Source organism: Flavobacterium sp. RHBU_24, assembly GCF_046613695.1.
Classification (GTDB): Bacteria; Bacteroidota; Bacteroidia; order Flavobacteriales; family Flavobacteriaceae; genus Flavobacterium.
Genome location: NZ_JBKJHD010000022.1, coordinates 38,507 through 60,763 on the forward strand (window position 1 = coordinate 38,507; position 22,257 = coordinate 60,763).

20 protein-coding genes are annotated in these 22,257 nt (G+C 42.8%); 11 read left to right on the forward strand and 9 right to left on the reverse strand.

Annotated elements, in window-relative coordinates:
- Nucleotides 1–378: 378 nt before the first annotated feature.
- A complete protein-coding gene (locus ACLI09_RS16310) occupies nt 379–549 on the reverse strand; it encodes a hypothetical protein (protein ID WP_411420711.1) in 171 nt (56 codons plus the stop codon).
- Between the two features lie 196 nt (nt 550–745).
- Between ACLI09_RS16310 and ACLI09_RS16315 the strand changes: the two genes are divergently transcribed.
- On the forward strand, nt 746–1,594 hold the full coding sequence (locus ACLI09_RS16315) for a helix-turn-helix domain-containing protein (protein WP_411420712.1): 849 nt from the start codon (nt 746–748) through the stop codon (nt 1,592–1,594).
- A 62-nt stretch (nt 1,595–1,656) separates the two neighbouring features.
- Complete coding sequence (locus ACLI09_RS16320; RefSeq protein WP_411420713.1) at nt 1,657–3,948, forward strand: T9SS type B sorting domain-containing protein; 2,292 nt, start codon at nt 1,657–1,659, stop codon at nt 3,946–3,948.
- Nucleotides 3,949–4,873: 925 nt separating this feature from the next.
- Here the strand turns inward: ACLI09_RS16320 and ACLI09_RS16325 are convergent.
- Both ACLI09_RS16325 and ACLI09_RS16330 read right to left on the reverse strand, forming a co-directional pair.
- Entirely contained in the window at nt 4,874–5,749 is an 876-nt protein-coding gene (locus ACLI09_RS16325; protein ID WP_411420714.1) for a family 16 glycosylhydrolase, read from the reverse strand.
- A gap of 227 nt (nt 5,750–5,976) precedes the next feature.
- Entirely contained in the window at nt 5,977–7,776 is a 1,800-nt protein-coding gene (locus ACLI09_RS16330; RefSeq protein WP_411420715.1) for a mechanosensitive ion channel family protein, read from the reverse strand.
- Between the two features lie 149 nt (nt 7,777–7,925).
- Between ACLI09_RS16330 and ACLI09_RS16335 the strand changes: the two genes are divergently transcribed.
- The 3 genes from ACLI09_RS16335 (at nt 7,926) to ACLI09_RS16345 (ending at nt 12,726) form a co-directional block, all read left to right on the forward strand.
- Complete coding sequence (locus ACLI09_RS16335; RefSeq protein WP_411420716.1) at nt 7,926–10,094, forward strand: M1 family metallopeptidase; 2,169 nt, start codon at nt 7,926–7,928, stop codon at nt 10,092–10,094.
- Nucleotides 10,095–10,102: 8 nt separating this feature from the next.
- Entirely contained in the window at nt 10,103–10,996 is an 894-nt protein-coding gene (locus ACLI09_RS16340) for an aldo/keto reductase (RefSeq protein ID WP_411420717.1), read from the forward strand.
- Between the two features lie 173 nt (nt 10,997–11,169).
- Entirely contained in the window at nt 11,170–12,726 is a 1,557-nt protein-coding gene (locus ACLI09_RS16345; RefSeq protein ID WP_411420730.1) for a DEAD/DEAH box helicase, read from the forward strand.
- A gap of 25 nt (nt 12,727–12,751) precedes the next feature.
- Here ACLI09_RS16345 and ACLI09_RS16350 read toward each other — a convergent pair whose 3' ends face one another.
- Nucleotides 12,752–13,972 carry a DUF763 domain-containing protein gene (locus tag ACLI09_RS16350; RefSeq protein ID WP_411420718.1) on the reverse strand — a complete coding sequence of 407 codons (1,221 nt, stop codon included), beginning with the start codon at nt 13,970–13,972 and terminating at the stop codon, nt 12,752–12,754.
- 151 nt (nt 13,973–14,123) lie between these two features.
- On the opposite strand from ACLI09_RS16350, the gene ACLI09_RS16355 reads away from it, so the two are divergent.
- Both ACLI09_RS16355 and ACLI09_RS16360 read left to right on the forward strand, forming a co-directional pair.
- Complete coding sequence (locus ACLI09_RS16355; RefSeq protein WP_411420719.1) at nt 14,124–15,134, forward strand: hypothetical protein; 1,011 nt, start codon at nt 14,124–14,126, stop codon at nt 15,132–15,134.
- A gap of 151 nt (nt 15,135–15,285) precedes the next feature.
- Nucleotides 15,286–15,639, forward strand: coding sequence for a hypothetical protein (locus tag ACLI09_RS16360; protein WP_411420720.1), 354 nt, complete (start codon nt 15,286–15,288; stop codon nt 15,637–15,639).
- An 84-nt stretch (nt 15,640–15,723) separates the two neighbouring features.
- On the opposite strand, the gene ACLI09_RS16365 is transcribed toward ACLI09_RS16360, so the two are convergent.
- From ACLI09_RS16365 to ACLI09_RS16375, 3 genes are read right to left on the reverse strand one after another with little or no spacing between them, the layout of a single operon-like run.
- Nucleotides 15,724–16,167 (reverse strand): sensor of ECF-type sigma factor, encoded by a 444-nt coding sequence (locus ACLI09_RS16365; RefSeq protein ID WP_411420721.1) that lies wholly within the window; start codon nt 16,165–16,167, stop codon nt 15,724–15,726.
- A 3-nt stretch (nt 16,168–16,170) separates the two neighbouring features.
- On the reverse strand, nt 16,171–16,584 hold the full coding sequence (locus ACLI09_RS16370) for a hypothetical protein (protein WP_411420722.1): 414 nt from the start codon (nt 16,582–16,584) through the stop codon (nt 16,171–16,173).
- Between the two features lie 30 nt (nt 16,585–16,614).
- Nucleotides 16,615–17,157 carry an RNA polymerase sigma factor gene (locus ACLI09_RS16375; RefSeq protein WP_411420723.1) on the reverse strand — a complete coding sequence of 181 codons (543 nt, stop codon included), beginning with the start codon at nt 17,155–17,157 and terminating at the stop codon, nt 16,615–16,617.
- A 153-nt stretch (nt 17,158–17,310) separates the two neighbouring features.
- Here ACLI09_RS16375 and ACLI09_RS16380 point away from each other — a divergent pair, with 153 nt between their 5' ends.
- The 3 genes from ACLI09_RS16380 (at nt 17,311) to ACLI09_RS16390 (ending at nt 19,460) form a co-directional block, all read left to right on the forward strand.
- Entirely contained in the window at nt 17,311–17,967 is a 657-nt protein-coding gene (locus ACLI09_RS16380) for an HAD family hydrolase (protein ID WP_411420724.1), read from the forward strand.
- A gap of 57 nt (nt 17,968–18,024) precedes the next feature.
- Entirely contained in the window at nt 18,025–18,681 is a 657-nt protein-coding gene (locus tag ACLI09_RS16385; protein ID WP_411420725.1) for an HAD family hydrolase, read from the forward strand.
- Nucleotides 18,682–18,767: 86 nt separating this feature from the next.
- Nucleotides 18,768–19,460, forward strand: a complete 693-nt coding sequence (locus ACLI09_RS16390; protein ID WP_411420726.1) for an HAD family hydrolase — start codon at nt 18,768–18,770, stop codon at nt 19,458–19,460.
- A gap of 11 nt (nt 19,461–19,471) precedes the next feature.
- Here the strand turns inward: ACLI09_RS16390 and ACLI09_RS16395 are convergent, their stop codons facing one another.
- Both ACLI09_RS16395 and ACLI09_RS16400 read right to left on the reverse strand, forming a co-directional pair.
- Nucleotides 19,472–20,761, reverse strand: a complete 1,290-nt coding sequence (locus ACLI09_RS16395) for a cryptochrome/photolyase family protein (RefSeq protein WP_411420727.1) — start codon at nt 20,759–20,761, stop codon at nt 19,472–19,474.
- A gap of 3 nt (nt 20,762–20,764) precedes the next feature.
- Complete coding sequence (locus tag ACLI09_RS16400; RefSeq protein ID WP_411420728.1) at nt 20,765–21,229, reverse strand: SRPBCC family protein; 465 nt, start codon at nt 21,227–21,229, stop codon at nt 20,765–20,767.
- Between the two features lie 139 nt (nt 21,230–21,368).
- On the opposite strand from ACLI09_RS16400, the gene ACLI09_RS16405 reads away from it, so the two are divergent.
- A complete protein-coding gene (locus ACLI09_RS16405; RefSeq protein ID WP_411420729.1) occupies nt 21,369–22,226 on the forward strand; it encodes a DUF2911 domain-containing protein in 858 nt (285 codons plus the stop codon).
- Nucleotides 22,227–22,257: the final 31 nt, after the last annotated feature.

Consider the following 22,257-nt stretch of genomic DNA (forward strand, 5'->3'; position numbering starts at 1 on the left):
GCGAAGTATTTAGTTTAATTCCGCAAACATAAGAGCTGTAGCAAGATGTTTTTAAATTGGCTCCACAAGCCTGTGAAATGAAATTTGATAAACATTTTCCAACTGAACCGTTAAGGCGCTACATTAAGTATTTTGTAGTGTCTGAAAATGCTATTGCAGGTGAATATAAAGTTTTTCCAAGTACGGTTTTAGTAATCGGCTTTCAGTATAAAGGAAGACTCGCTTCAGTCAGAAATAATACTGAAAGTAAGCTCTATTCAGCTGGCATCACGGGGGGCTTATTGACAGCTATACAACCTTTAAGAACTCTGCGGATATTGGGACCGTACTGGTTTATTTTACCGAAGTTGGGTTTACACACTTTGCTGCCCATCCGGCTTAGATTAAAAGCTCGTTGCCCGCCCCAATAACCGGCTGTTTAGTAGACTGCTCTATGATTTTTCCTTTAAAACTGCCTGTTCCCTGGGCAAATGAATGTATGCCCGCCATTAACATAATTATTGTAATGGTTACAATGTTGTTCAGATTTTTTCTAACTTCATAATTCATGGTTTTTATTGCAGCAAAGTTGCAACCAGTTTAAAAAAACCTATGTGCCCAAAAGGCGCAATGTTGTAGCCCAAAAGGAATAATGTGCTTTAATAAGCGAGCAAGTTTTTAATTATGGTTTTTGAGGCACATATTCAGGACATTTGGATACAGTATGTATAAATTTTTTACCGATTTTTGTTCTTATATGAAAAAAATGAAAGAAGAATTTTCTGCGGGTAGTTTGGTAAAACTTCCCCATCCTAATGAGCTACTTGTAGTAGAGCCGCTGGATTACTTTAATCCTTATGACTATAAGCAACCTCACCGGCACGATTACTTTGAGGTTATACTGATAAAAGAAGGGGAAGGCCACCAGTACATTGACTTTACACCATTTAAAATGCAAGGGGGACAAATTTTTAACATTTATCCCGGCCAAGTACACCTGATGCACCGCGACTCAGCAAAGGGTTTGCTTATACAGTTCAGGAAAGAACTGTTTGAATTTATCCGCCCTTTACAGCATTACCATTTATATTTTGCTAATCCGGCCTTTATCCCGGAACCGGAGGTTTTTAATAACCTCTACAGTATGGCCGGGCAAATTGCCGGGTTAATAAAAAAAGAATATCTTACCCCGCTATCCATATATAAGGCATATAGTTACCTGGAAATTATACTTATATCACTTGCCGAAATGCAGGGAGGGTTGATTATTGCCGATAATGGGCACCTTGCATCGCGGTTTCTTTCAGTATTGTCGCAAAGCATACACTCCCGCAAAAATGTAGCAGATTATTGCGAAATGCTTAACTGTTCTCGGGATAAGCTGAACATGGCCTGCAAAAATGCATTTGGCAAGCCCGCACTTGAGCTTTTGCATGAGGAACTTTTATTAGAAATAAGGCGACTTTTACTACTGGGTAAACTCTCGTTAAAAGAAATAGCTTTCGAACTTGGTTTTGACAGCCCCGCTAATTTCAGCATTTTTATAAAAAAGAAAACGGGAATGACGCCGTCAGAACTGCAGGTGTCAATTATAGAAAAATTTAAAAGTTATTAAGTAATATTAATAACTCATAATTTTTTAGGGATTGTAGCTTTACCCTGTTAAAATAAGCTGCAATGAAAACGATTATAACATTTCTGTTCCTTACTATTTGTGTACAGGCTCAGGAATATAATATCTGGTATTTTGGTGGTAATGCGGGGTTGGATTTTAACGGAGGCGCACCTGTAGCCCTTACCGATGGAGAATTATATTCACCAGAAGGATCTGCATCTATCGCTAACACTGATGGTGAACTTATGTTTTATACAAACGGAGAACGGGTATGGAACAAGAACCATGAAACAATGGTAAATGGGCACGACTTAACAGGCCACCGTTCAAGTGTTCAATCATCACTAATAATACCGAAACCTCAGAGCCAAAATATATATTTTATATTTACAACCGATCAAAATAACGGTGCGAACGGCTTGAGATATTCTGTGGTTAACATGGAGGACGATGGCGGGTTAGGTGCAGTAACCGAAAAGAACACCTTACTGAATACCCCCATAACCGAGGCACTTACCGCAACATGGCACAGTAACGGAGAAGATATATGGGTTGTGGCACACAATTATGGCACCAGTTTGTTTACTGTTTATTTAGTTACTGCAAACGGTGTTGCTTCGAGCCCTGTTATTAGTGATGTTGGTTTTATTACAGACCAGGCAGGCCAGGCTTGTTTAAAGATATCAGCAAATGGATCTAAGCTTGCTTTAAGCAGGTTTAGAATGCAAAACGGCACAGAATTGTTTGATTTTAATGCATCAACGGGAGTAGTATCCAATCCTGTTACGGTTACAACCACGAGTGATTATAATGTAGAATTTTCGGCCTCCGGAGATGTTTTATACATAAGCACTGCAATTGATTTGTTTACCAGAAAGATATATCAGTATAATTTGCAGGCAAACAATATTGCCGCGTCAGGCATTGAAATTTATACTCATACACTTTCTGCTATGGGACTATCTGTTGGGGCACTTCAAAGAGGGCCTGATGACAAAATATATGTAGCCATAAATAGCAGAAGATTCCTGTCGGTTATCCATCAACCGGATGTTATTGGTCTCGGCTGTGACTTTGAAGAAGATGGAATAAGTTTAGGAGGAGTCCCGGGTGTTTTTAGCACGGTGGGGTTGCCAAACACTATACTTTCTCCATTGAGGATAGGCCATGAAAATACCGTATGTATAGGTGAGCAATCGTTATTTTCAATAGGTAGCCCGGGATTGTTTAGTAATATTCACTGGGATTTTGGCGATGGCTCTACGTCTCAGGAAACAACACCATTGCATACGTATCAGCAAGCAGGAAGTTTTGAAGTACGGCTCACGGCAGAGCAAAACGGTGTAACAAGGAGTAGCAGGGTGATAATTCATATTGCTCCTCCACCGTCAATAATCCAGCCTAATGATATGCGAATGTGTGATGAGGGCACCGGTAACTCTACTTTTATCCTTACAGCGCAAAATACCTTAATCCTTGGCAATCAAAATCCGGATAATTTTCTTATAACTTACCATCACAGTTTAGAACATGTAAGCCTAGCAACAAACAACCTGCCCGAAAACTATACTAATATCAGTAATCCCCAAACGGTTTATGCAAGAATAGAAGATATAAATTCTGGTTGTTATGCCATTACTTCATTTGGACTTTTTGTTGAGCCAAAGCCTCAAATAATGGTGCCGGAAAGCTACCGTACTTGCAGGGATAACAGCATCATTATTTCTGCCCCGGAAGGTTTTGAAAGCTATTTGTGGTCTACCGGCGAAACGAGCCGGGACATAACTGTAAACCAGCCCGGTAATTATACACTAACGGTAACCAGGGATTATAACGGCAGGCTGTGCGAAAATTCTAAAACCGTAACAGTCTATATTTCGGACACCCCAATAATCAAAGAGGTATATAGTACCGACTGGACAGACAGCCTCAATGTAATAAATATATCGGTTTCAGGCAGTGGTGATTATGAATATTCGTTAGATGGTTTTATTTACCAGGATAGCCCACAATTTTCGGGGCTGGGGAGTGGGATGTATACTGTATTTGTACGCGATAAAAATGGTTGTGGTAGTGCTACAGAAGAAGTAGTGCTCATGATGTTTCCAAAATTTTTTACCCCTAACGGAGACGGTATTAATGATATGTGGCGTATTAAATATTCCTGGAATGAGCCTGCCTTAACGGTTCATATCTTTGACAGATACGGCAAACATATTACATCCTTTTTTGGTAACAGCCCGGGATGGGATGGAAAATTTAACGGCAATGCAATGCCCGCTACAGATTACTGGTTTACGGTAGAAAGAGAAGACGGCCGAAAATATAGAGGCCATTTTTCAATGATTCGGTAACGGGACAAAATTTATAGGATATAGAGATATCTAAGATAATAAAACAACGCCGCTGTCTTCATCTGGCGTTGTTTTTATTTCCGGGAGTACGGGGGAATTATGATTGAACACCTTGCGATTGTGCCTTTATTTATTCATTTTAAAAGCTTCATGAAATGCGGTGGTGGTTTCTAAAAAGGTTTTTGGCTAATGGATTTTTTTAAGAAAAGCAGGGCCTGTAACTCCCTGCTTTTACAAAACTCAACCTAAAACCATAAATATATATAATGTCAAATGTAACTGTAAAAATTAGCGGGTTAGTTATGAATTTATACTAATTACTTATAGATTCTCAAAATGTTCTCCTGCAGTTCAGAGGGTGTCATACCGGTATTACTTTTAATGAAATTGCTGAAATTAGCCTGGCTGTCAAATGCTGGATACCTTCTCATTTTTAAGCTATGTAAGTAAGTTTCTCATAAGCCAAAGTTTTAGTCTGGCCATCTTCGATTTGATTTTCAAACTATTTAATTCGTTGCCGTTGTAGATTTTTCACATGTAGACCATTATTACCAATTGATGGATAACGTAGTTTACTATATTTACAACAAAGATACCATATACTGGAATTACCATACTTAGCCTTATCTAATCCTTGCTTAAAGTCCTGATGTCCGCATAAATGCCGTTACACAGACATTGCCGTAGGGATAATTCGATACCCCGAAGCCTCATATAACGACCTTGGTACGCTAAGCAGTAGAAAGTTAGTGATATGGACAATGAAAATTATATAAATACAGCCGCACTTATTCAGTACGGCTGTATTTATATATAGTAAAAGCTACTACATTTCGAAGAAGGAGATATGACAATATAGTTAGTTACCGGAGCGCACCGGAGTGGAGAACCCCAAGAAACCTACTAAACTCTGGTCTGTCATATGCTATTTTGTAACTTTTACCCAATCTACATATACCTTTGCATTACCCGCCTTTATATCATCAAGCGTGCTTTGTGGTAACCCCAAATAAGGTTGTTTAACGCCGGTCGTTTTGGCAGGATAAGCGCCCCCAAGAGCAAAATTCACAATTAAAAAATGCGGATTATCATAAGCCCATTTACCATAATGCTCTACCATGGGTCGGGTTACGCGGTAGTACAGCACATCGTCTACATAAAACAGCAGTGCATCCTTTTGCCAGTCTACAGCATATACATGCCAATGGGTAACATCATTTTCTTTTTTAAGAAAGAGCTTATTTACCAGCGGCGTTTCGCCAAAATAGTTGGGGCCATGCAGGGCCGCGCTTATCCATTCAGGTTCGCCTACATACTCCATAACGTCAATTTCGCCGCAATCAGGCCATTTTTTATTAATACCCAGCGCCCAGAAGGCGGGCCAGTAGCCACTGCCGGCAGGAAGTTTCATACGCGCCGACATTTTACCCGTTACAAACTCTTTTTTGCCGTGCGACTCAAGCTTGCCCGAAATAAAGTCTTGTGTTTGGCCGTCTTTAGTTTTAAAGCCGGGGGAATAATGCGCCTTTATGACCAGTGCGCCATTTTTAGCGCCGCTTACATTATCAGATAACTGTAGTGTAGCGCTGGAATCTACATAGGCCTGCAGCTCGTTGTTAGTAATATGGCCGCTAACGGATACATTCCAGTTATCACGGTTGATTTCCTTACCGGAAAAATCGTCGAAAAACACAACAGTTTCTTTTTCAGGTTTTGCGGTTTCATTGCGGGGTATGCCCGCGCACAGGGTAAGTAAGGCAACGGCAGAAACAGCCGTAACCTTTAACAGATTGGATTTCATATTTTAAGATGTTTTGGAAGTGTGAAGATAACAATTATTCTGAAATAATAAATTAAGAATTACCAATAATGCAGTCTGGAGGCTGATAAAAGAATAAAAGTATTGGCACGAATAGTTTCTTTGCAAATAGATACGTATTCTTATAGATGATTAGTGGCATTTACTTATGCCAATGTATCAACTCCCGTTTGCAACGTCCACACTATATAGCCGGGTGTAGCTAATGCCTACTGCGGATGAACACTATCTTCAGCAGGTTTCACCACGCTATCTTCGGGCGGGTATTTAATGGTGCCTTTTATTTTCTCTATATGTTCCGGTTCAAAAGCGGGAAGGCGTATCTCTTTGTTTTCCTTCCATTTTTTCACGATATCATCCGTCTGGGCTGTTTTTTCAGCATTATTGCCCTTATCACGGGTTATGTAAAGTGTCTGGCTCGGGTAAGCAAACTCGGTGCCGCTCCTGGAAACAATGTCAAGCAGGTGCAGGTAAAGGTCTTCCTGCACTTCCTGGAAGCTATCAAAATTTACGGCTTCAATATAAGCAAATACTTCAATAAGATAGGCGCTGGAAGTAATACCGGTGAGGCGCACTTTTGCAGGTTCGGGGTTTACGCTGGCATGGGCGTAAAGGAGTGCGCGTATCTCTACCAGCAGGAAACGGAGTTGGTTGGGTGTGCTTTCCAGCCTGAATTCAAGTTTTGGGTTAAAAAGGAAACGATCGCGGTGGGCATAATTTTCTATGCTGGTACTGGAAAAATTACCGTTAGGTATGGTTACCACGGTACGGTTATTCGTACGCAACCGGGTACTGCGCATCCCTATAGATTCTACGGTCCCGGTTATATCGCCCACTTTGCAGTAATCGCCTACGCGAACGGGCTGGTCAGCAATGAGTGTTACGCTGCCCACAAAGTTTTCCATTGTTTTTTGGGCGCCCAGCGCCAGTGCAATACCACCTATACCCAGCGCGGCAAACCAGGTGGTAACATCAAAACCTATAGCGCCCAGTATGGCTATGATACCTATTATTACAATAGTAACTTTAGCCATACGCCGTAAAAACAGTATTACCGATATGGCCGAAATACGCTTGCGCAGCGTCATGCGGTTCTTGGTATAATCGCTGATAATATCAGACAGCCTCCATAGTAAAATTAAAAATGCAACAATGCCTATAGTTACCGTTATGGCGCTAAACCGCTGGCGTATGATAATAGAAACCCCTGCTTCCTGGCTAACGGCAACAAACAGCAGTACCGCAAGGTAGAGCCTTAGTGGCAGCCCCATAGCCTTGATTATCGTCCAGGTGTTTTCTTCACGCGCTTTTTTAGACACGCCGTGGATTATAAGCCCCAGCAGCGAAACGGCTCCCCAGGCTATAAGATAGGAAAACAATACCAGTATAACTACCGCTACCCAGTGGCCTACAGGCACACCGCCCATTTTACGGTCCAGCAGGGGCTGGGGCAGTAAAATATCCAGCAATGTAGTATCTTCGGTAGAAATCGATGCCAGGGCGTCAACAGTTTCCTGCGAAAATTTCCAAACCGCGGGACTGCCTTCTTTTTCGCTGTTCTCCACATACAGGCTCAGTGCTTCATCATCCGCCTTCACGGTACCCACATAATCTTTATTTACGGCAAGGTCGTCATCCGTGCGGCCTTCGGGTTTGTTGCTTATCAAGGCGGTTGGCACCATTTCACCGCTTTGGTCCAGCAGCTTCTGAAAGGTTATTACTATCCGCTCACGCTGCTTTTTGCTGCGCCATACGCGTTTCATGTTCAGGTATTGGCTGGCGCGTTGGTAATTTTGGTCGGCCATGGCCTGTATAAAGCCATCTACCGTACCACGGGGCGTACGCCTGCCCAGCGAATCGGCTGTGGCTTCCGTACCATCCTGGGAGGTGGCTTCGGTTCCGGTAAGGGTAGAGAGTAACTGTGCCTGTGCACGTTGCGGCAGCGCAAGCGCTAGTAGCAATGCTGCTGAAACGGTTATTTTTATAAGTATATTATTTACGTGGAGCATGATATTCTATGTGCGTTTTATAGTGTTAAAAATACTAAATATAAAACGGTTCGGATGCCATTTTAACGTTAGCTTTGGAAAATGTGTCACTATAATTTAGAGATTTATTATGGCGTAATTGTGTAGTTTTGTAAAAAGCTATACTCTGCATGAAAACCATTTTTTATACCCTCTCACTTTTTGCCACACTGGTATGTGGTGCCCAGCAATATAAATTGGTAGATTTTAAAACGCTGGATGCCCGGATTTCATTTAACATACCTGAAAAATCGGTCCATGGTTTTGTGAGTTATACGTTTGAGGTTTTGGGCAAAAAAACCGATACCATTTACATCGATGCGCAGAATATGCAGTTTGAGGATGTAAAAGTTAACGGCAGAAAGAAAACGGGCTGGATAGCCTCTACAAAGGCACTGAAGCTTTTTAAAGGCTATAAAAAAGGAAAGAACACTGTTACATTTAATTACACGGCGCATCCTAAGCAAACCCTGTACTTTGTGGGTGATGTTAGCGCATCTACCACAGGCTGGGTTACTAAAGCAACAGCAGGCGGCGATACCATACCACACTTCAGGCAAAGCTTTACCAACGGCGATGTGCAGCTATGGACTCAGGGCCAGGGGAAATATACCAGCCACTGGCTGCCCAGTTTTGATGATGTAAACGAGAAAGTAATTTTTAACCTGACCGTGGGCGATGCCAATACAAACTATGAAGTACTGGCTAACGGTAAAATGTCAGGGATGTTTACAGAGCATTCTGAACGGTTCTGGGAGTATAAAATGGATAAGACCATGAGCAGCTACCTGGTAATGCTGGCGATGGGAAATTTTAAAAAATGGGAAGAAAAAGCCACTTCAGGCACTCTGATGGAGTATTACCTGCGCACGGAAGACAGCCTTAAATACGCGCCTACCTACCGCGATAGTAAACGGATATTCGATTTTTTTGAGCGGGAAATAGGGGTGCCGTATGCATGGGGAATATACAGGCAGGTACCGGTACTCGATTTTTTGTATGCGGGTATGGAAAATACTTCGTCCACAATTTTCAGCCAGGATTTTGTGGTAGATGAAACGGGATTTAATGACCGTACCTACATCAATGTGAATGCGCATGAACTGGCGCACCAGTGGTTTGGCGACCTTGTAACGGCCGAAAGCGGCACCCACCACTGGCTGCAGGAGGGGTTTGCTACCTATTATGCCCTGCTTGCCGAGCAGGAATTGTATGGCGAAGACCATTTTAATTATGAACTGTACCAGCTTGCAGAACGCCTGGAGCAAGCCAGTAAAACAGATACCATTCCCGTTATGAATGAAAAGGCCAGTACGCTGTCTTTTTACCAGAAAGGGGCATGGGCGCTGCATATATTGCGTGAGGGAGTGGGGCATGAGGCATTTCGCACGGCGGTGAAAAACTACCTGACAAAGTATGCCTTTAAAAATGTAAATACAAACCAGTTCCTATCTGAAGTAAAGGCTGTTGCACCCGGTTATGATACCGAAACCTTTAAGAGGCGATGGCTGGAAAGCGGCACCTTTGAAGTAGAGGAAGCGCTGGCCCTGTTAGGCAAAAACAAGTTCATGCAGGCATATTTTTCGCTGGGCGAATTGCAAGGCAAACCTTTCGCGGAAGCGAAAGAAACCTACTTGGCGATTATGAAATCGGATGTGTTTTATCCTGTAAAGGAAGAAGTGTTGTTCCAGATTGCTAAAGTGCCGTTTGAGGAGAAAGCTGAGATTATACGGCTGGCTATGGCAAGCGGTAAGCTGAAGCTGAGGCAGGCTGTGGCGCGCACTATTGCAAATGTGCCTGCGGCATTTGCAGAAGAATACAAAACGCTGCTGTTTGACGATTCGTACATCACTAAGGAGATAGCGCTTAATGTATTGTATAAGCGTTTCCCGGAGCGGCAGGCAGAATTGTTGGACATCAGTAAAAACTGGATTGGGTTTAACGATAAAAACCTACGCATACTGTGGCTTACTTTAGCGTATGCCTCTAAAACATACAACCCGGATAATAAAGATGATTATTATGCAGAGCTCATTCACTACGCAGGAAGCAGTTATGAGAGCAGCATCCGCCAGAATGCGCTGCAAAACCTTCTGTATATAGGCAAAGCCGACCCGCTGGTGTGGCAAAACCTGGTTAACGCCACACTGCACCACAAATGGCAGTTTGTAAAATTTGGTAAAGACAACCTGCGTAAGCTACTCAAAAAGCCGGGCTACCGCGAATTGATAACCAGTATCTTACCCAACATTAGCGAAGCGGAAAAGGTAAAACTACAGCAGTTGCTGGATGAGAAATAGAAGAAATTATGCAATATAATACCCTAAAAAATGGATTAAAAATCAGCGAAATCAGTTTTGGATGTATGTCGCTTAAGGCGTCATATAATGATAACGACACGCTTATAGGCCACGCTGTAGATAACGGCATCAACCTGTTTGATACGGCGGACCTATATGAAAAAGGCGACAACGAGAAACTGCTGGGTGCAGCCCTTAAAGGCAGACGAAAAGAAATACATATCTCAACCAAAGTAGGCAACCGCTGGAAGGCAGACGGATCGGGGTGGGAGTGGTGCCCGCGAAAAGAATATATACTTACCGCCGTTGACGACAGCCTGCGCCGCTTACAGACTGATTATATCGACATGTACCTGCTGCACGGCGGCACCATAGATGACCCTATTGACGAAACCATTGAAGCCTTTGAACGCCTTGTGGAACTGGGCAAAATACGCAGCTACGGATTGTCATCAATACGGTCTAATGTGATACGCGAATATGTAAGCCGTAGTAACATAGCCGCGGTTATGACGCAGTACAGCGTGCTGGACCGCAGGCCTGAAGAAGAAACACTGCAGCTCCTTAAAGACAATACAATTGGGGTACTGGCGCGCGGTACCGTGGCATCGGGGTTACTGGCGGGTAAGCCTGCAGCACCGTACATCGGCATTGATGAAGAAATGGTAGATACTATACAGCAAGACCTTGCAAAAAGCCTTTTGCATGGGCGTAGCATGCAGCAAACGGCTTTGCGCTATGTGGCAGATAATCCTTCGGTAACATCGGCTGTTATAGGGGTACGTACTGCGCAACAGCTAGAAGACGCACTAACTGCTGCCCGTGCGCTGCCGTTAAGCAATGAGGAACTCGCCCTACTTAAAAACTTATGGGAGGGCACCACTTATGCAGAACACCGGTAAAGCTGGATTTAAGTAAAAAAAACATCAATAATTGGTATTCAATATATTACTTTTGCAGCACGCTCAAAAATAATTTTGGCAACCATTTTTTTACACGCCGTTTAAATAAATTATGATTTTCTAAACAGAAAAAAGTAAGTAAATGTATATTTTTGGCGTTTATCACCACCACCATGCAAAACGAAGAAGAAGGGGACAGGAAAGAACTTTATAATTATCAGCAAAAAGATATAGATACTATATTTGAGAAGTTTGAAGGCAAACCCGATAACTATCATTTATTGTACCAGCTGCCCACCGGAGGCGGAAAAACGGTTATCTTTTCTGAAATAGCACGCCGGTTTATAGAGAAATACCAGCGCAAGGTACTTGTGCTTACCCACCGCATAGAACTTAGCAAACAAACATCGCAAATGCTTACCGGCTTTGGCGTAAAAAATACCGTTATAGACAGCGCCGTAAAAGAACTGCCTGATGACAACGAGTTTTCATGCTATGTAGCAATGGTTGAAACGCTTAACAACCGCCTTAAAGACAAGAAGTTCCACATGGACTACGTGGGGCTGGTAATTGTGGATGAGGCGCATTACAATAGTTTCCGCAAGCTGTTTACCTATTTTAAAAACTCATTGTTTCTGGGGGTAACTGCCACGCCGTTGAGTTCAAACATTGAGCTGCCGATGTATGAAACCTACGATGAACTTATTATGGGCGAGCCTATTAAGGCGCTGATAGACCGTGGGTATCTTGCCAGGGCAATTATGTACGGCTATGATGTAGAACTTACCTCATTAAAGCTGGGCATTAACGGCGACTATACCGTAGCCTCATCTGATGAGCTGTATTCCCGCGGTGCCATGCAGGATTTGCTTTTGCAGTCATATATTTCACGCTCCCATGGCAAAAAAACCCTTATATTTAATAACGGTATCAATACATCGCTCTACGTTTATGAAACCTTCAGGGCCGCCGGGCTGCCCATAAAGCACCTTGATAACCGCACGCCCGATGTAGAGCGTAAAAAAATACTTAGCTGGTTCAATAAAACACCCGATGCGATACTTACGTCTGTATCAATTCTTACCACGGGTTTTGATGAGCCTACGGTAGAGACGATTATACTAAACAGGGCTACACGCTCGTTAACGCTGTATTTCCAGATGATAGGGCGTGGATCACGCAGGCTGCCGCAAAAGGAAACGTTTACGGTTATCGACCTGGGTAACAATGCCCAGCGCTTTGGCCTGTGGAGCGACCCTATTGACTGGCAGTACATCTTTAAAAACCCGGAGCAGTTCCTTAATAACATCCGTACCGACGAGGAGATAGAGAGTTACCACTTTTATACCATGCCGGACGACCTTCGGGCCAGGTTTGGCAAAACGCTTGATGTAACGTTTGATGTGGAGGAAGCATTTAAAGATTCGATAGAAAATAAGGAAAAGCCGAAAACGGTTATTGATAAATCTATTCGCCAGCATGCCTTTATGTGTATAGAGAATTCTGAAAACATATCTGAAGCACGAAAGCTGGCACGGGAACTGGACGGCGACATTGAGTTTCGGGTAAAACAGTATGCCAAGCTGCTAAGCAAGACCACCAAAAATTATAGGGAGTGGCTGATTGAAGATTATAAAAACAGGCTTAGCGTTTTTATAGGCCGGATATTCCATAAATTTCATGATGCGGAAACAGAGGAAGAAATACATGAATTAAAACGGCTTAATTAACACATACAGGTGTATTACGCGCATTTTATGGCCAAAAACTCAACTGGCTGTCATCTCCATTTCTTTTAGGGGGCTTTGCTTCGCCAAAAACGGTGCGCCCGCCGTATAGGTACGATTCGTTACGCTCTTTTATGATAAGCGCGTCAAAATTATCGTTTGGCGTAAAACTCTTTTCTGCTTCCATTGAAATTTCCGACAGTTTTTTAATGGCGTGTATTTTATCGCTATTGCCTATTTTTGCCCTGCTTATTGCGGTTTGCAGCGTAGTAATGGTTTCGTCAAAAACTTTTATAGGTACAGGAAACGGATGCCCATCTTTACCGCCATGCGCAAAGGAGAAGCGCGCCGGGTCGTCAAAACGGGTAGGGGTACCGTAAATTACTTCGCTAACCAGCGCCAACGATTGTATTGTCCTTGGCCCCATGCCCTGCAGCATCAGCAGGCCTTCAAAATCTTCAGGCTTGTTTTCATGAGCCATCCATAGCATGGCGCCCAGGCGCTTCATGTTTACATCCTTCATGCGCACATCATGGTGATTGGGCAGTATCAGGTGCTGCTGTATTTCTTTAATTATTTTATCCGGATGCTCGTTTACGATAAGCAACGATTTATCACGCGTACCGGCAGCATTTGCGGCGGTAAGGTTAAGTATCTGCCCCTGGTTTTCGCCATAAATAAAGGTGTGCGGCTCATTTATAAACGATTTTAAATCGTGGCTGTGCCAGTGGTAGCGGCGCGCCGTGCCGGTAACATTGTTCATTCCCTGTTGAATTACACACCAGTCGCCCGCGGTATTTACAATAAAATTATGCTGGTACAGCTGAAAACCATCTTGTATGGCCGTGTTGTCTACCTTTGCGGTAAGGCGGCTCAGGTTGGCCAGGTCGTTACCATTAAGGCCTGTTCGGTTGCCCACGGCTATAAGCTCCTGCGGGGTTTTTGTAGAGTGCCTGCCTTTGCCGCCGCAAATATAAATACCCAGTTCGCGGCTGTGTGGGTTAACCGACTTTTTAAGGGCGCCCAGTACCGATGTGGTAATACCTGAAGAATGCCAGTCCATACCCATAACCGCCCCAAAACTCTGGAACCAGAACGGGTTAGCCAGCTTCGCTATAACTTCAGCGGTGCCGAATTCCATGGCAATGGTTTCCACTATGGCAAGCCCCAGCTTAGCCATGCGCTCAGAAAGCCATAACGGTACATGCCCGCCATGCAGTGGTAAGTCAGCCGAGCCCGATTTTTTCATATAATTTATAAAGGGAATAAAGATACGGAAACCTAATGTAAGATAATTTTCTTATAGTGTTAAATATAGAATTTTATCAAAAAATAATGTTGTAAAATTCACCCTCAGCATATAAAATATTCCATAATTTTATTGCACTAATCAACCACTTATGAAACCGCGGTTTTTAATAATTTCGCTTTTGGGCGGCAGCCTTTTGGTAATGTTATGTATTGCTTCCTGCTCAAGAAAACATCTGGATGTGCAGGTGCCTATGGCACTTACCGGAAAAGACTCGCTACAGATAAAAGCTGATTCGCTGCTGGGTAAATCAACGCCGATAATGGGCTACCGGTTTGTTATTACCGGAGATTTTGACGGCGATAAAATTACTGATACCCTTATTGAGCGGTATACCGATTCGCTATACATAAAAGAAGCCCCGAAATATTATACGAGTGCCGATACTACATTTGAATATTCGGATGTGTTGTTTCTTAATTCCTACCTTGAATACAAGTCATTTATAAATTGGAAACAAAAACAATTACGGCTTCCCGGCGGTCACTTAGGCTTTCATTATATTGAAAACTGCGGCGATGTAAATGATGATGGAAAGGACGAACTCATGCTGGTAAACCAGTGGGGTGATTTTTCAAATTGCAACTCGGCGCATTTTTACACCTATGCGGATGGGCAATGGGAAAAGATCTATACCACGCCCATCTGGGAATGGCAGTTTCCGCCTACGCCATCGGCCAGTATGTTTCCGGGGCTTTTTGGTAATTTTGATTATGGCACCACCGATGATGTAGCTGATAATGCCGCGCTTGAAGCACAGCTAAAAGCCTTTAGATTCATAAAGTGGTACCCAGACCATTCGGTGGAATTTAACGGCAGGAATGATATTGGCGTTAACGGTAATGATGCTGCCTACGCGGAACTTGAAAAAATAGGAGACATGGCTTACATTAAGAAGTATTTCAGGCGTGCGGTGCTTAATGATTCGCTATACTTCAGGCGGATTGATAACCCGTCAATATATTACAGAGCAGGGGGTGCCACCTATAATGAGGACGGTGAAGATGTGCCACTACTACCACTTGATGATGGCGCAAGTGATGTAACCACGCGTATATTTATAAGGCATCCGCAATCGCCATTTAACACGACGCGCAGATAAGATTTAACAAAGACTTATTTAATTAAAATCCTATGGTTACATATTGTAATTTAACCCTTTATACTATTTAAGGTGTAACACTTGTTAATTTTTTTTTAAAATTAAAACCACTACACTCACGATCTCGTAAATGTCCAAAAAATGGATAAAAATGACACAGAATTACTTTTTAGTCCTGGAGCTTCCGGGGGGAAACGAAATGAGATTTAAGGAGAACGGCGACAGTCCAAAAAATTTTTGGCCTAAAGCGAAAAATGCAATATATTCCGGCACCGCCAAAATAATATGTAACCGTAATGATACCGGTGTTTCGGAAGTGATAAGGGCATATGCCGACGAAGTTAAGTGGTTTACCACTTTTCTTTTATTACAGATGCAGCTTAATCCGGCAGATTTTAGCGAGTCGGTACTATACAACAAAGCGGCTGCCATGCTTGCTACTCTAAAAAGTGAAACAATTATAGATACTACCGATAGTTTCCAGTTGGTAACTATCGAAGCATAATCACCCTACATTACAACACTTTTATATAGCAGAAAACCACGGGTAGTGCCCGTGGTTTTCTTACCTAAAAAATAAAGAAAGGAGTTAGTCTTTCTTTTTATCTTTGTATTGTTCCAGTAGCTTCTGCTTAAAATCTTCCTCTGCTTTTTTTAGTTTCATAATTTTAGCCGACCCAATAATGGGCTTAAGGTCTTCTACCAGTTTTGCCTTAAGGTTAAAGAGTTCTTTATCTGCTGCCTGTAGCTTATTGAGGTAGCCTTCGGCTTCTTTGTCGCTCATTTTGTCTAAGCCTACCTCATCAATTTTTTTAATCAGGCCGCGCATTACATCATGGCGCAGTTTAAACTGCTTTTCGTCGTAAGCATTATACACCGGCCAGAATTTAGCTGCCTCATCGGTGGTCAGGTTCAGCTCCGTAGTAAAATACGATACTTTGAGCGCTTTTATTTGCTCATGCTTATTTTGCGCATATCCTGTAAGGCAGCACATAAGCAGTAATATGGGTAATAACGTCTTAAATATTTTCATCTGTTATTCGTATAAGTTGTTGTAGAGCAGGTATTCTTCAATAGCTTCATCACTCACTGCTAATGATGCCTCCAGGTTGTCAATATCCTGCTGGCTCAATTGCTGGGCAATGTCATAGGTACTGGCATTTGTATTGTATACCAGGTAGGTTTCAATAGCGGCATCATCGGGCTGATTTGCAGTTTGCGGTGTGTCAAGCAAAAAGAACCATCCTGCTGCCATCAGTACTATAAATACCGCCGCGGCACTAAGCCATGCCGGTATGCGCCTGTGCAGCGCTACCACTTTAGGTTCTGCTTTAGCTTCAGCCAATGGTAGTTGTGCCATTAGCCTTTCTGTAAAGCCCTCAAAATAGTTATCAGGCGTACTGAACCCCGGTTTTAGTTTTTCTCCTTCATGTAATTTAAACTCCTTCATGGTTATTAGACTTTAGTATTACCAAATGGTTTAATGGCGGTTAACATAATCCTCTATTTTTTTTACCGCATGGTGGTAGGAAGCTTTAAGTGCGCCTACGCTGGTATTTAATATCTCCGAAATTTCCTCATATTTCAGTTCCTGAAAATAGTGCATCTTAAACACCAACTGCTGCTTTTCCGGCAGCGCTGCCACGGCCTGCTGTAGTTTGAGCTGTATGGCGTCGCCTTCAAAATATTCATCTGCAGTCAGGTTTTTTAGCGATTTTTCCTGAAATTCACCGCTGGTAAGGCCACCCTTGCGTGCCCGCTGGCTTATAAAGGTAAGCGCTTCATTAGTTGCTATGCGGTACATCCAGCTAAAGAGTTTGCTTTCGCCTTTAAAATTCTTCAGGTTCTGGAATACTTTTATAAACGTATTTTGCAACACGTCATCGGTATCGTCATGGCTAAGCACTATAGTACGGATGTGGTTATACAACGGGCGGCTGTACTGCGCCACGAGTTGGCGAAAGGCCACATCGCGGGTACTGTCGTTAAGCAATTGTGCTATAAAAGCCTTTTCGTCGTTCAAAGTGCAAAACCTTTATTATTTAGACTAAAGATACTGCAAAAGGTTTAAACGGCATATATTTAAGCCTGACACTAAATCGATATAACGAAAACTTTATGCAATATCCTTTACTCTTTGTAAGGGATATTGTATTTTTGGGTTTTAACTACAACTATGGTCAAAACAGTAATTTTTGATATGGACGGCGTTATTGTAGACACCGAGCCACTGCACCACTTTGCCTACCACAAGCACTTTAAGCACCTTAATATAGATGTAACGCCGGAGTTGTATGCCACCTTTACCGGGCTGAGCACCAAGAATACCTACCAGCGCCTTATCGATGCCTTTGCACTTGAGCACGAAGTACAGGACTTGGTGCGTAGCAAGCGCGACTTTTTCAATGAGGTTTTTGACACTAATGAAGAACTTTCCCTTTTGCCGGGTGTTTTTAGCCTGATACAAGATTTGCATGCTAACGGAATTCAACTGGTGCTGGCATCATCGGCAAGTAAGGAGACTATAAAACGGGTTTTTGACCGTTTTGGGCTTCATCAGTATTTTACACATACAGTTAGTGGAGAGGATTTCCCGCAATCTAAGCCGCACCCGGCCATATTTTTAAGGGCCGCCGAACTATCCGGCACGCCGGTAACCGAATGTATTGTTATTGAAGACAGTACAAACGGCATAAAAGCATCTAAAGCCGCCGGGATATTTTGTGTGGGCTACAGGAGCGCCAATACCGTACCGCAAAACCTTGATGAAGCAGACAGGGTTATAAGCCATTTTGATGAACTGAATGCGGAGACGGTACGCAACCTGGTTTAGTGTTTAATTTTTAAAACTAAGGGGCTAAGTGCCTCAACAACTAAGAAACTCAAAAAAATGATAAAGGCAGTAATATTTGATATGGATGGGGTAGTGGTGGATACAGAACCGCTAAGCCACAGGGCCAACAAAAAATTTTATGAATCCCTGGGGATTGATGTTACCGATGATGTGTATGCTACCTTCATTGGGAACAGCGATAAAAATATAATCCAGAAGATAAAAAATATATACGGCGTTAAGGCTGGAGAGGATGAGTTGGTTGACCAATGCCTTGATTATTATTGCCGTGAATTTGACGCTGACGAAACCTTACAGCTCATGCCCGGTTTAAAGGACCTGGTTATCGATTTATATGATAACGGAGTTACACTTGTACTTGCGTCATCATCATCTAAAGTTAAGATAGAAAGGGTATTTAACCGTTTTGGGTTAAACCAGTACTTCAAATCAAAAATAAGCGGGCAGGACTTTGAATTCAGCAAACCGCACCCGGCCATTTTTTTAGAAGCGGTAGTACAAACGGGCTTTACTGCTGACGAGTGTATTGTTATTGAAGACAGTACAAATGGGGTAAAGGCCGCAAAGGCGGCAGGTATATTTTGCATTGGCTACAAGAGCGACGAACACAGCCTGCAGGACACTTCGCAGGCTGATATGGTTATAAAAGACTTTAGCGAACTGAGTTACGGGAAGATTACAAGTTTAATATAATTGTTTCAAGTTTCAAGTTGGCTCACTCAGGCCGCTTGACAAACAACTTTAAAACTAACCTGAAACTTAAAACTTCAAACAAACAAATGACTAAAATTCATGCTGTAATCTTCGACATGGATGGTGTGGTTATTAACTCTGAGCCTTTGGGCTTAAGGGCCAATACCGAACTGTTTAAGCAACTGGGGCTTGATGTGCCGGAATCGGTATATGCTACCTTTGTGGGATCTGCACCCACAGATAACCTGCGTAAGCTAAAGCAGTTGTATACCATACCCCTGGAGTACCCGGAACTTATTAAATTCCGCTCTAAAATTTATTTCGATTTATTCGATAAAGCCGAGGATTTGCAACTAATGCCCGGCTTTATTGATTTTATTACCTATTTAAAAGACAATGGTATCGTAACCATATTGGCCACATCATCCTTCAGGGAAAAAATAAAGCGGGTGTTTGATAAATTTCCTATGCTGGCATCATGCTTTGATGATGTGGTAAGTGGTGAGGACTTTGAGTTTACAAAACCCGACCCCGCCATTTTTATAGAAGCGGTAAAGCGCACCGGCTTTGATAAAAGCGAGTGTATAATTATAGAAGACAGCACAAACGGCATAAAAGCCGCAAAGGCTGCCGGTGTATATTGTGTGGCCTACAAAACCGGACACGGCGTAACCCAGGACATGACCAACGCCGATAAAATTATCACGGATTTTAGGCAACTTAGCCCCCTAACCCCCGAAGGGGGAACTGCTAAGTGGAATTCCCCCTTCGGGGGTTAGGGGGCTTGGCATTATTGGGCCAGTCCCTCCTTATATACCCGCAGCGCGCGCTCCCTTGCTTCTTTATGCTCTACAATAGGCTTGTAATCAAAATCCTGAAATTCAGGTACCCACTTGCTGATGTACTTTAGGTCTGCATCAAATTTCTTAACCTGTTCACTTGGGTTAAATACCCTGAAGTAGGGCGCCGAGTCAACACCGGTACCAGCAGCCCACTGCCAGTTGCCTATGTTGCTGCTTTGTTCATAATCCAGCAGTTTTTCGGCAAAATATGCCTCGCCCCTCCGCCAGTCCAGCAGCAGGTGTTTGCATAAAAAGCTGGCCACTACCATACGCACGCGGTTGTGCATAAACCCGGTAGCATTCAGTTGGCGCATGCCCGCATCTACCATGGGATAACCGGTTTTACCCTGGCACCAGGCGGTAAAATCAGCATCGTTATCACGCCACTTTATATTGTCATACTGCGGCTTAAAGGCCTTGGTAACCGTGTGTGGGTAGTGCCACAATATCTGCATGAAAAATTCACGCCAAATCAGTTCTTTTAAAAAAGTAATAGTATTGCTCTGGAGTGCCTTATTAACCAGTTCGCGTATGCTTACTGCGCCAAACCGAAGGTAGGGGCTCAGGTGAGATGTACCATCTTCGTTTGCCGGAAAGTTACGTGTACCCTCATAATCGTCTATTAGCCCTTTAGAAACATCGTATTTTTTGGGTTTGATATCAGATTCCGTAAAACCAATATCGTTCAGGCTTAAAAAAGGGTAGTGGTGCGTAGCGACGTTTTCTGCGTTTAGTTCAGTATTATATACTACGGGTTTGCTTTCGCCCAATTTAAACAACCAGCGCTTACTGTAGGGCGTATATACTATATAAGGCTCTCCGTTATCCTTAAGTATTTCATCTTTCTCAAAAATTACCTGGTCTTTAAAGGTTTTAAATGCAACGCCTTTACCTTTTAAAAGGGTAGCAATTTCTGCATCACGCCCGCGGGCGTAGGGTTCATAGTCGTGGTTAGTATACACAGCCTTTACATCCTGCTCCTGCAACAATTTACTGAAAACAGCTTCAGGTGTATCATGAAATACCGCCAGTGAACGGTTGTGCTTTTTTAGTTCAGCATTAATGTCCGCCAGTAATTCCGCTATAAATGTTACCCGTGCATCATTCCTCGGCAACTCGGCCAGTATGTTTTTATCAAATATAAAAATGGGCAGCACTTTTTCGCCGGCCTTTAGTGCTTCGTGTAATGCAGTATTATCGTGTATGCGCAGGTCGCGCCGGTACCAGAATACAATCATCGGTTATTCTTTAAATGGGCCAAAAAGTTCAATTAGTTTTTTTTCCCTGTAGGCAAATATTTCATCAATTTTTGGTTTTACCAAAAAAGGGTGTACCATCCGGCCAATAAAACCTAATGGTAGCTTATAGTGTAGCAGGTCTTCCATTTCTACACCTCCGGGAATTTCCTTAAAAAAATGCTTGTGGTGCCAAAAATCATACGGGCCATACCGCTGCTCGTCTACAAAAAAAGCGTGGTCCTGCACATGTGTTATCTCGGTTGCCCAATTCATTTTAATGCCAAAAAGTGGTGTAATTGTGTATGTTATTACCTGTCCGGCAAACATTTTACGGTCTGCGCCTCCGGTAGTGATAAATCCCATGGCGGGTGGTGTAATTACGGCAAGGTTTTTGGGATCACTCATAAAATCCCAAACCTCGTCAAGGGTTATGGGCAGATTTTGTTTAGAATGGAGCGTATACAGCATTTTTTCAGGAATTTTTTTGTTAAAGTTACTCAAACAAAATGGCCCTGAAAGTATATAATATTATATTTTTAGTATTTTTTAACAGCCGTATACCTGATATTAACTAATTTAGCAACCGAAAATAATAATTATTATTAATATGAGAAATTTAATCCTTGGCGCAGCCTCTGCTATTATGCTTTGCTTCAGCGCATCAGCGCAAATACAAACACCCCAGGCGAGCCCACATTCTGTAATAGAACAAATGGTAGGTCTTACAACTGTTAAAATAGATTATAGCAGGCCAAGTGCCAGGGGAAGAGCGGTTTACGGGGAGTTGGTTCCTTTTGGCCGTTTGTGGAGAACAGGGGCGAATGCAAATACCACTGTAACCTTTAGCGATGATGTGATTATTGCAGGAAAAACCCTTAAGGCCGGTAAATATGCCCTGTATACACAGCCAAAAGTAGATAGCTGGGATATTATTTTTTACACTGATACAAACAACTGGGGCCTTCCTGAAAAATGGGACGAAACTAAGGAGGCAGTACGCACAAGTGTAAAACCTGAATTCCTTAATCGTTCTGTGGAAACGCTTACGATAGGTATGAATGCCCTTGATGCCGACTTTGGATACCTTGAAATTGCATGGGAAAAAACAATGGCAGCCGTTAAAATTGAGGTACCTACGCGTGCAACAGCGCTTAAAAGCATAGAGGAAGCTATGAGCGGCCCTACCGCAGGCTCGTATTTTGCCGCAGCGCAATATTTTTACCAAAGCAATGCCGACCTTACCAAGGCACTTACCTGGATAGACGCGGCTATAAACCTTACACCAAAAGGTGAGGAAGTCCCTTTTTACATGTACAGGCAAAAAGCCCTTATACAGGCAAAAACAGGCGACAAAGAAGGGGCACTTGCTTCGGCTAAATTGTCATTGCAGGGGGCTGAAAAGGCCGGTAATGCGGATTACATAAAAATGAACAAAGACTCTATTAACGAGTGGAGCAAGAAGTAATATTACAGTTATAAATATCGACGCCCTCATA

Excerpts from the sequence above, each read along its gene's own strand:
- ACLI09_RS16310 (WP_411420711.1), bottom strand. The coding sequence starts at position 549 with ATGAATTATGAAGTTAGAAAAAATCTGAACAACATTGTAACCATTACA.
- ACLI09_RS16315 (WP_411420712.1), top strand. The coding sequence starts at position 746 with ATGAAAGAAGAATTTTCTGCGGGTAGTTTGGTAAAACTTCCCCATCCT.
- ACLI09_RS16320 (WP_411420713.1), top strand. The coding sequence starts at position 1,657 with ATGAAAACGATTATAACATTTCTGTTCCTTACTATTTGTGTACAGGCT.
- ACLI09_RS16325 (WP_411420714.1), bottom strand. The coding sequence starts at position 5,749 with ATGAAATCCAATCTGTTAAAGGTTACGGCTGTTTCTGCCGTTGCCTTA.
- ACLI09_RS16330 (WP_411420715.1), bottom strand. The coding sequence starts at position 7,776 with ATGCTCCACGTAAATAATATACTTATAAAAATAACCGTTTCAGCAGCA.
- ACLI09_RS16335 (WP_411420716.1), top strand. The coding sequence starts at position 7,926 with ATGAAAACCATTTTTTATACCCTCTCACTTTTTGCCACACTGGTATGT.
- ACLI09_RS16340 (WP_411420717.1), top strand. The coding sequence starts at position 10,103 with ATGCAATATAATACCCTAAAAAATGGATTAAAAATCAGCGAAATCAGT.
- ACLI09_RS16345 (WP_411420730.1), top strand. The coding sequence starts at position 11,170 with ATGCAAAACGAAGAAGAAGGGGACAGGAAAGAACTTTATAATTATCAG.
- ACLI09_RS16350 (WP_411420718.1), bottom strand. The coding sequence starts at position 13,972 with ATGAAAAAATCGGGCTCGGCTGACTTACCACTGCATGGCGGGCATGTA.
- ACLI09_RS16355 (WP_411420719.1), top strand. The coding sequence starts at position 14,124 with ATGAAACCGCGGTTTTTAATAATTTCGCTTTTGGGCGGCAGCCTTTTG.
- ACLI09_RS16360 (WP_411420720.1), top strand. The coding sequence starts at position 15,286 with ATGACACAGAATTACTTTTTAGTCCTGGAGCTTCCGGGGGGAAACGAA.
- ACLI09_RS16365 (WP_411420721.1), bottom strand. The coding sequence starts at position 16,167 with ATGAAAATATTTAAGACGTTATTACCCATATTACTGCTTATGTGCTGC.
- ACLI09_RS16370 (WP_411420722.1), bottom strand. The coding sequence starts at position 16,584 with ATGAAGGAGTTTAAATTACATGAAGGAGAAAAACTAAAACCGGGGTTC.
- ACLI09_RS16380 (WP_411420724.1), top strand. The coding sequence starts at position 17,311 with ATGGTCAAAACAGTAATTTTTGATATGGACGGCGTTATTGTAGACACC.
- ACLI09_RS16385 (WP_411420725.1), top strand. The coding sequence starts at position 18,025 with ATGATAAAGGCAGTAATATTTGATATGGATGGGGTAGTGGTGGATACA.
- ACLI09_RS16390 (WP_411420726.1), top strand. The coding sequence starts at position 18,768 with ATGACTAAAATTCATGCTGTAATCTTCGACATGGATGGTGTGGTTATT.
- ACLI09_RS16395 (WP_411420727.1), bottom strand. The coding sequence starts at position 20,761 with ATGATTGTATTCTGGTACCGGCGCGACCTGCGCATACACGATAATACT.
- ACLI09_RS16400 (WP_411420728.1), bottom strand. The coding sequence starts at position 21,229 with ATGCTGTATACGCTCCATTCTAAACAAAATCTGCCCATAACCCTTGAC.
- ACLI09_RS16405 (WP_411420729.1), top strand. The coding sequence starts at position 21,369 with ATGAGAAATTTAATCCTTGGCGCAGCCTCTGCTATTATGCTTTGCTTC.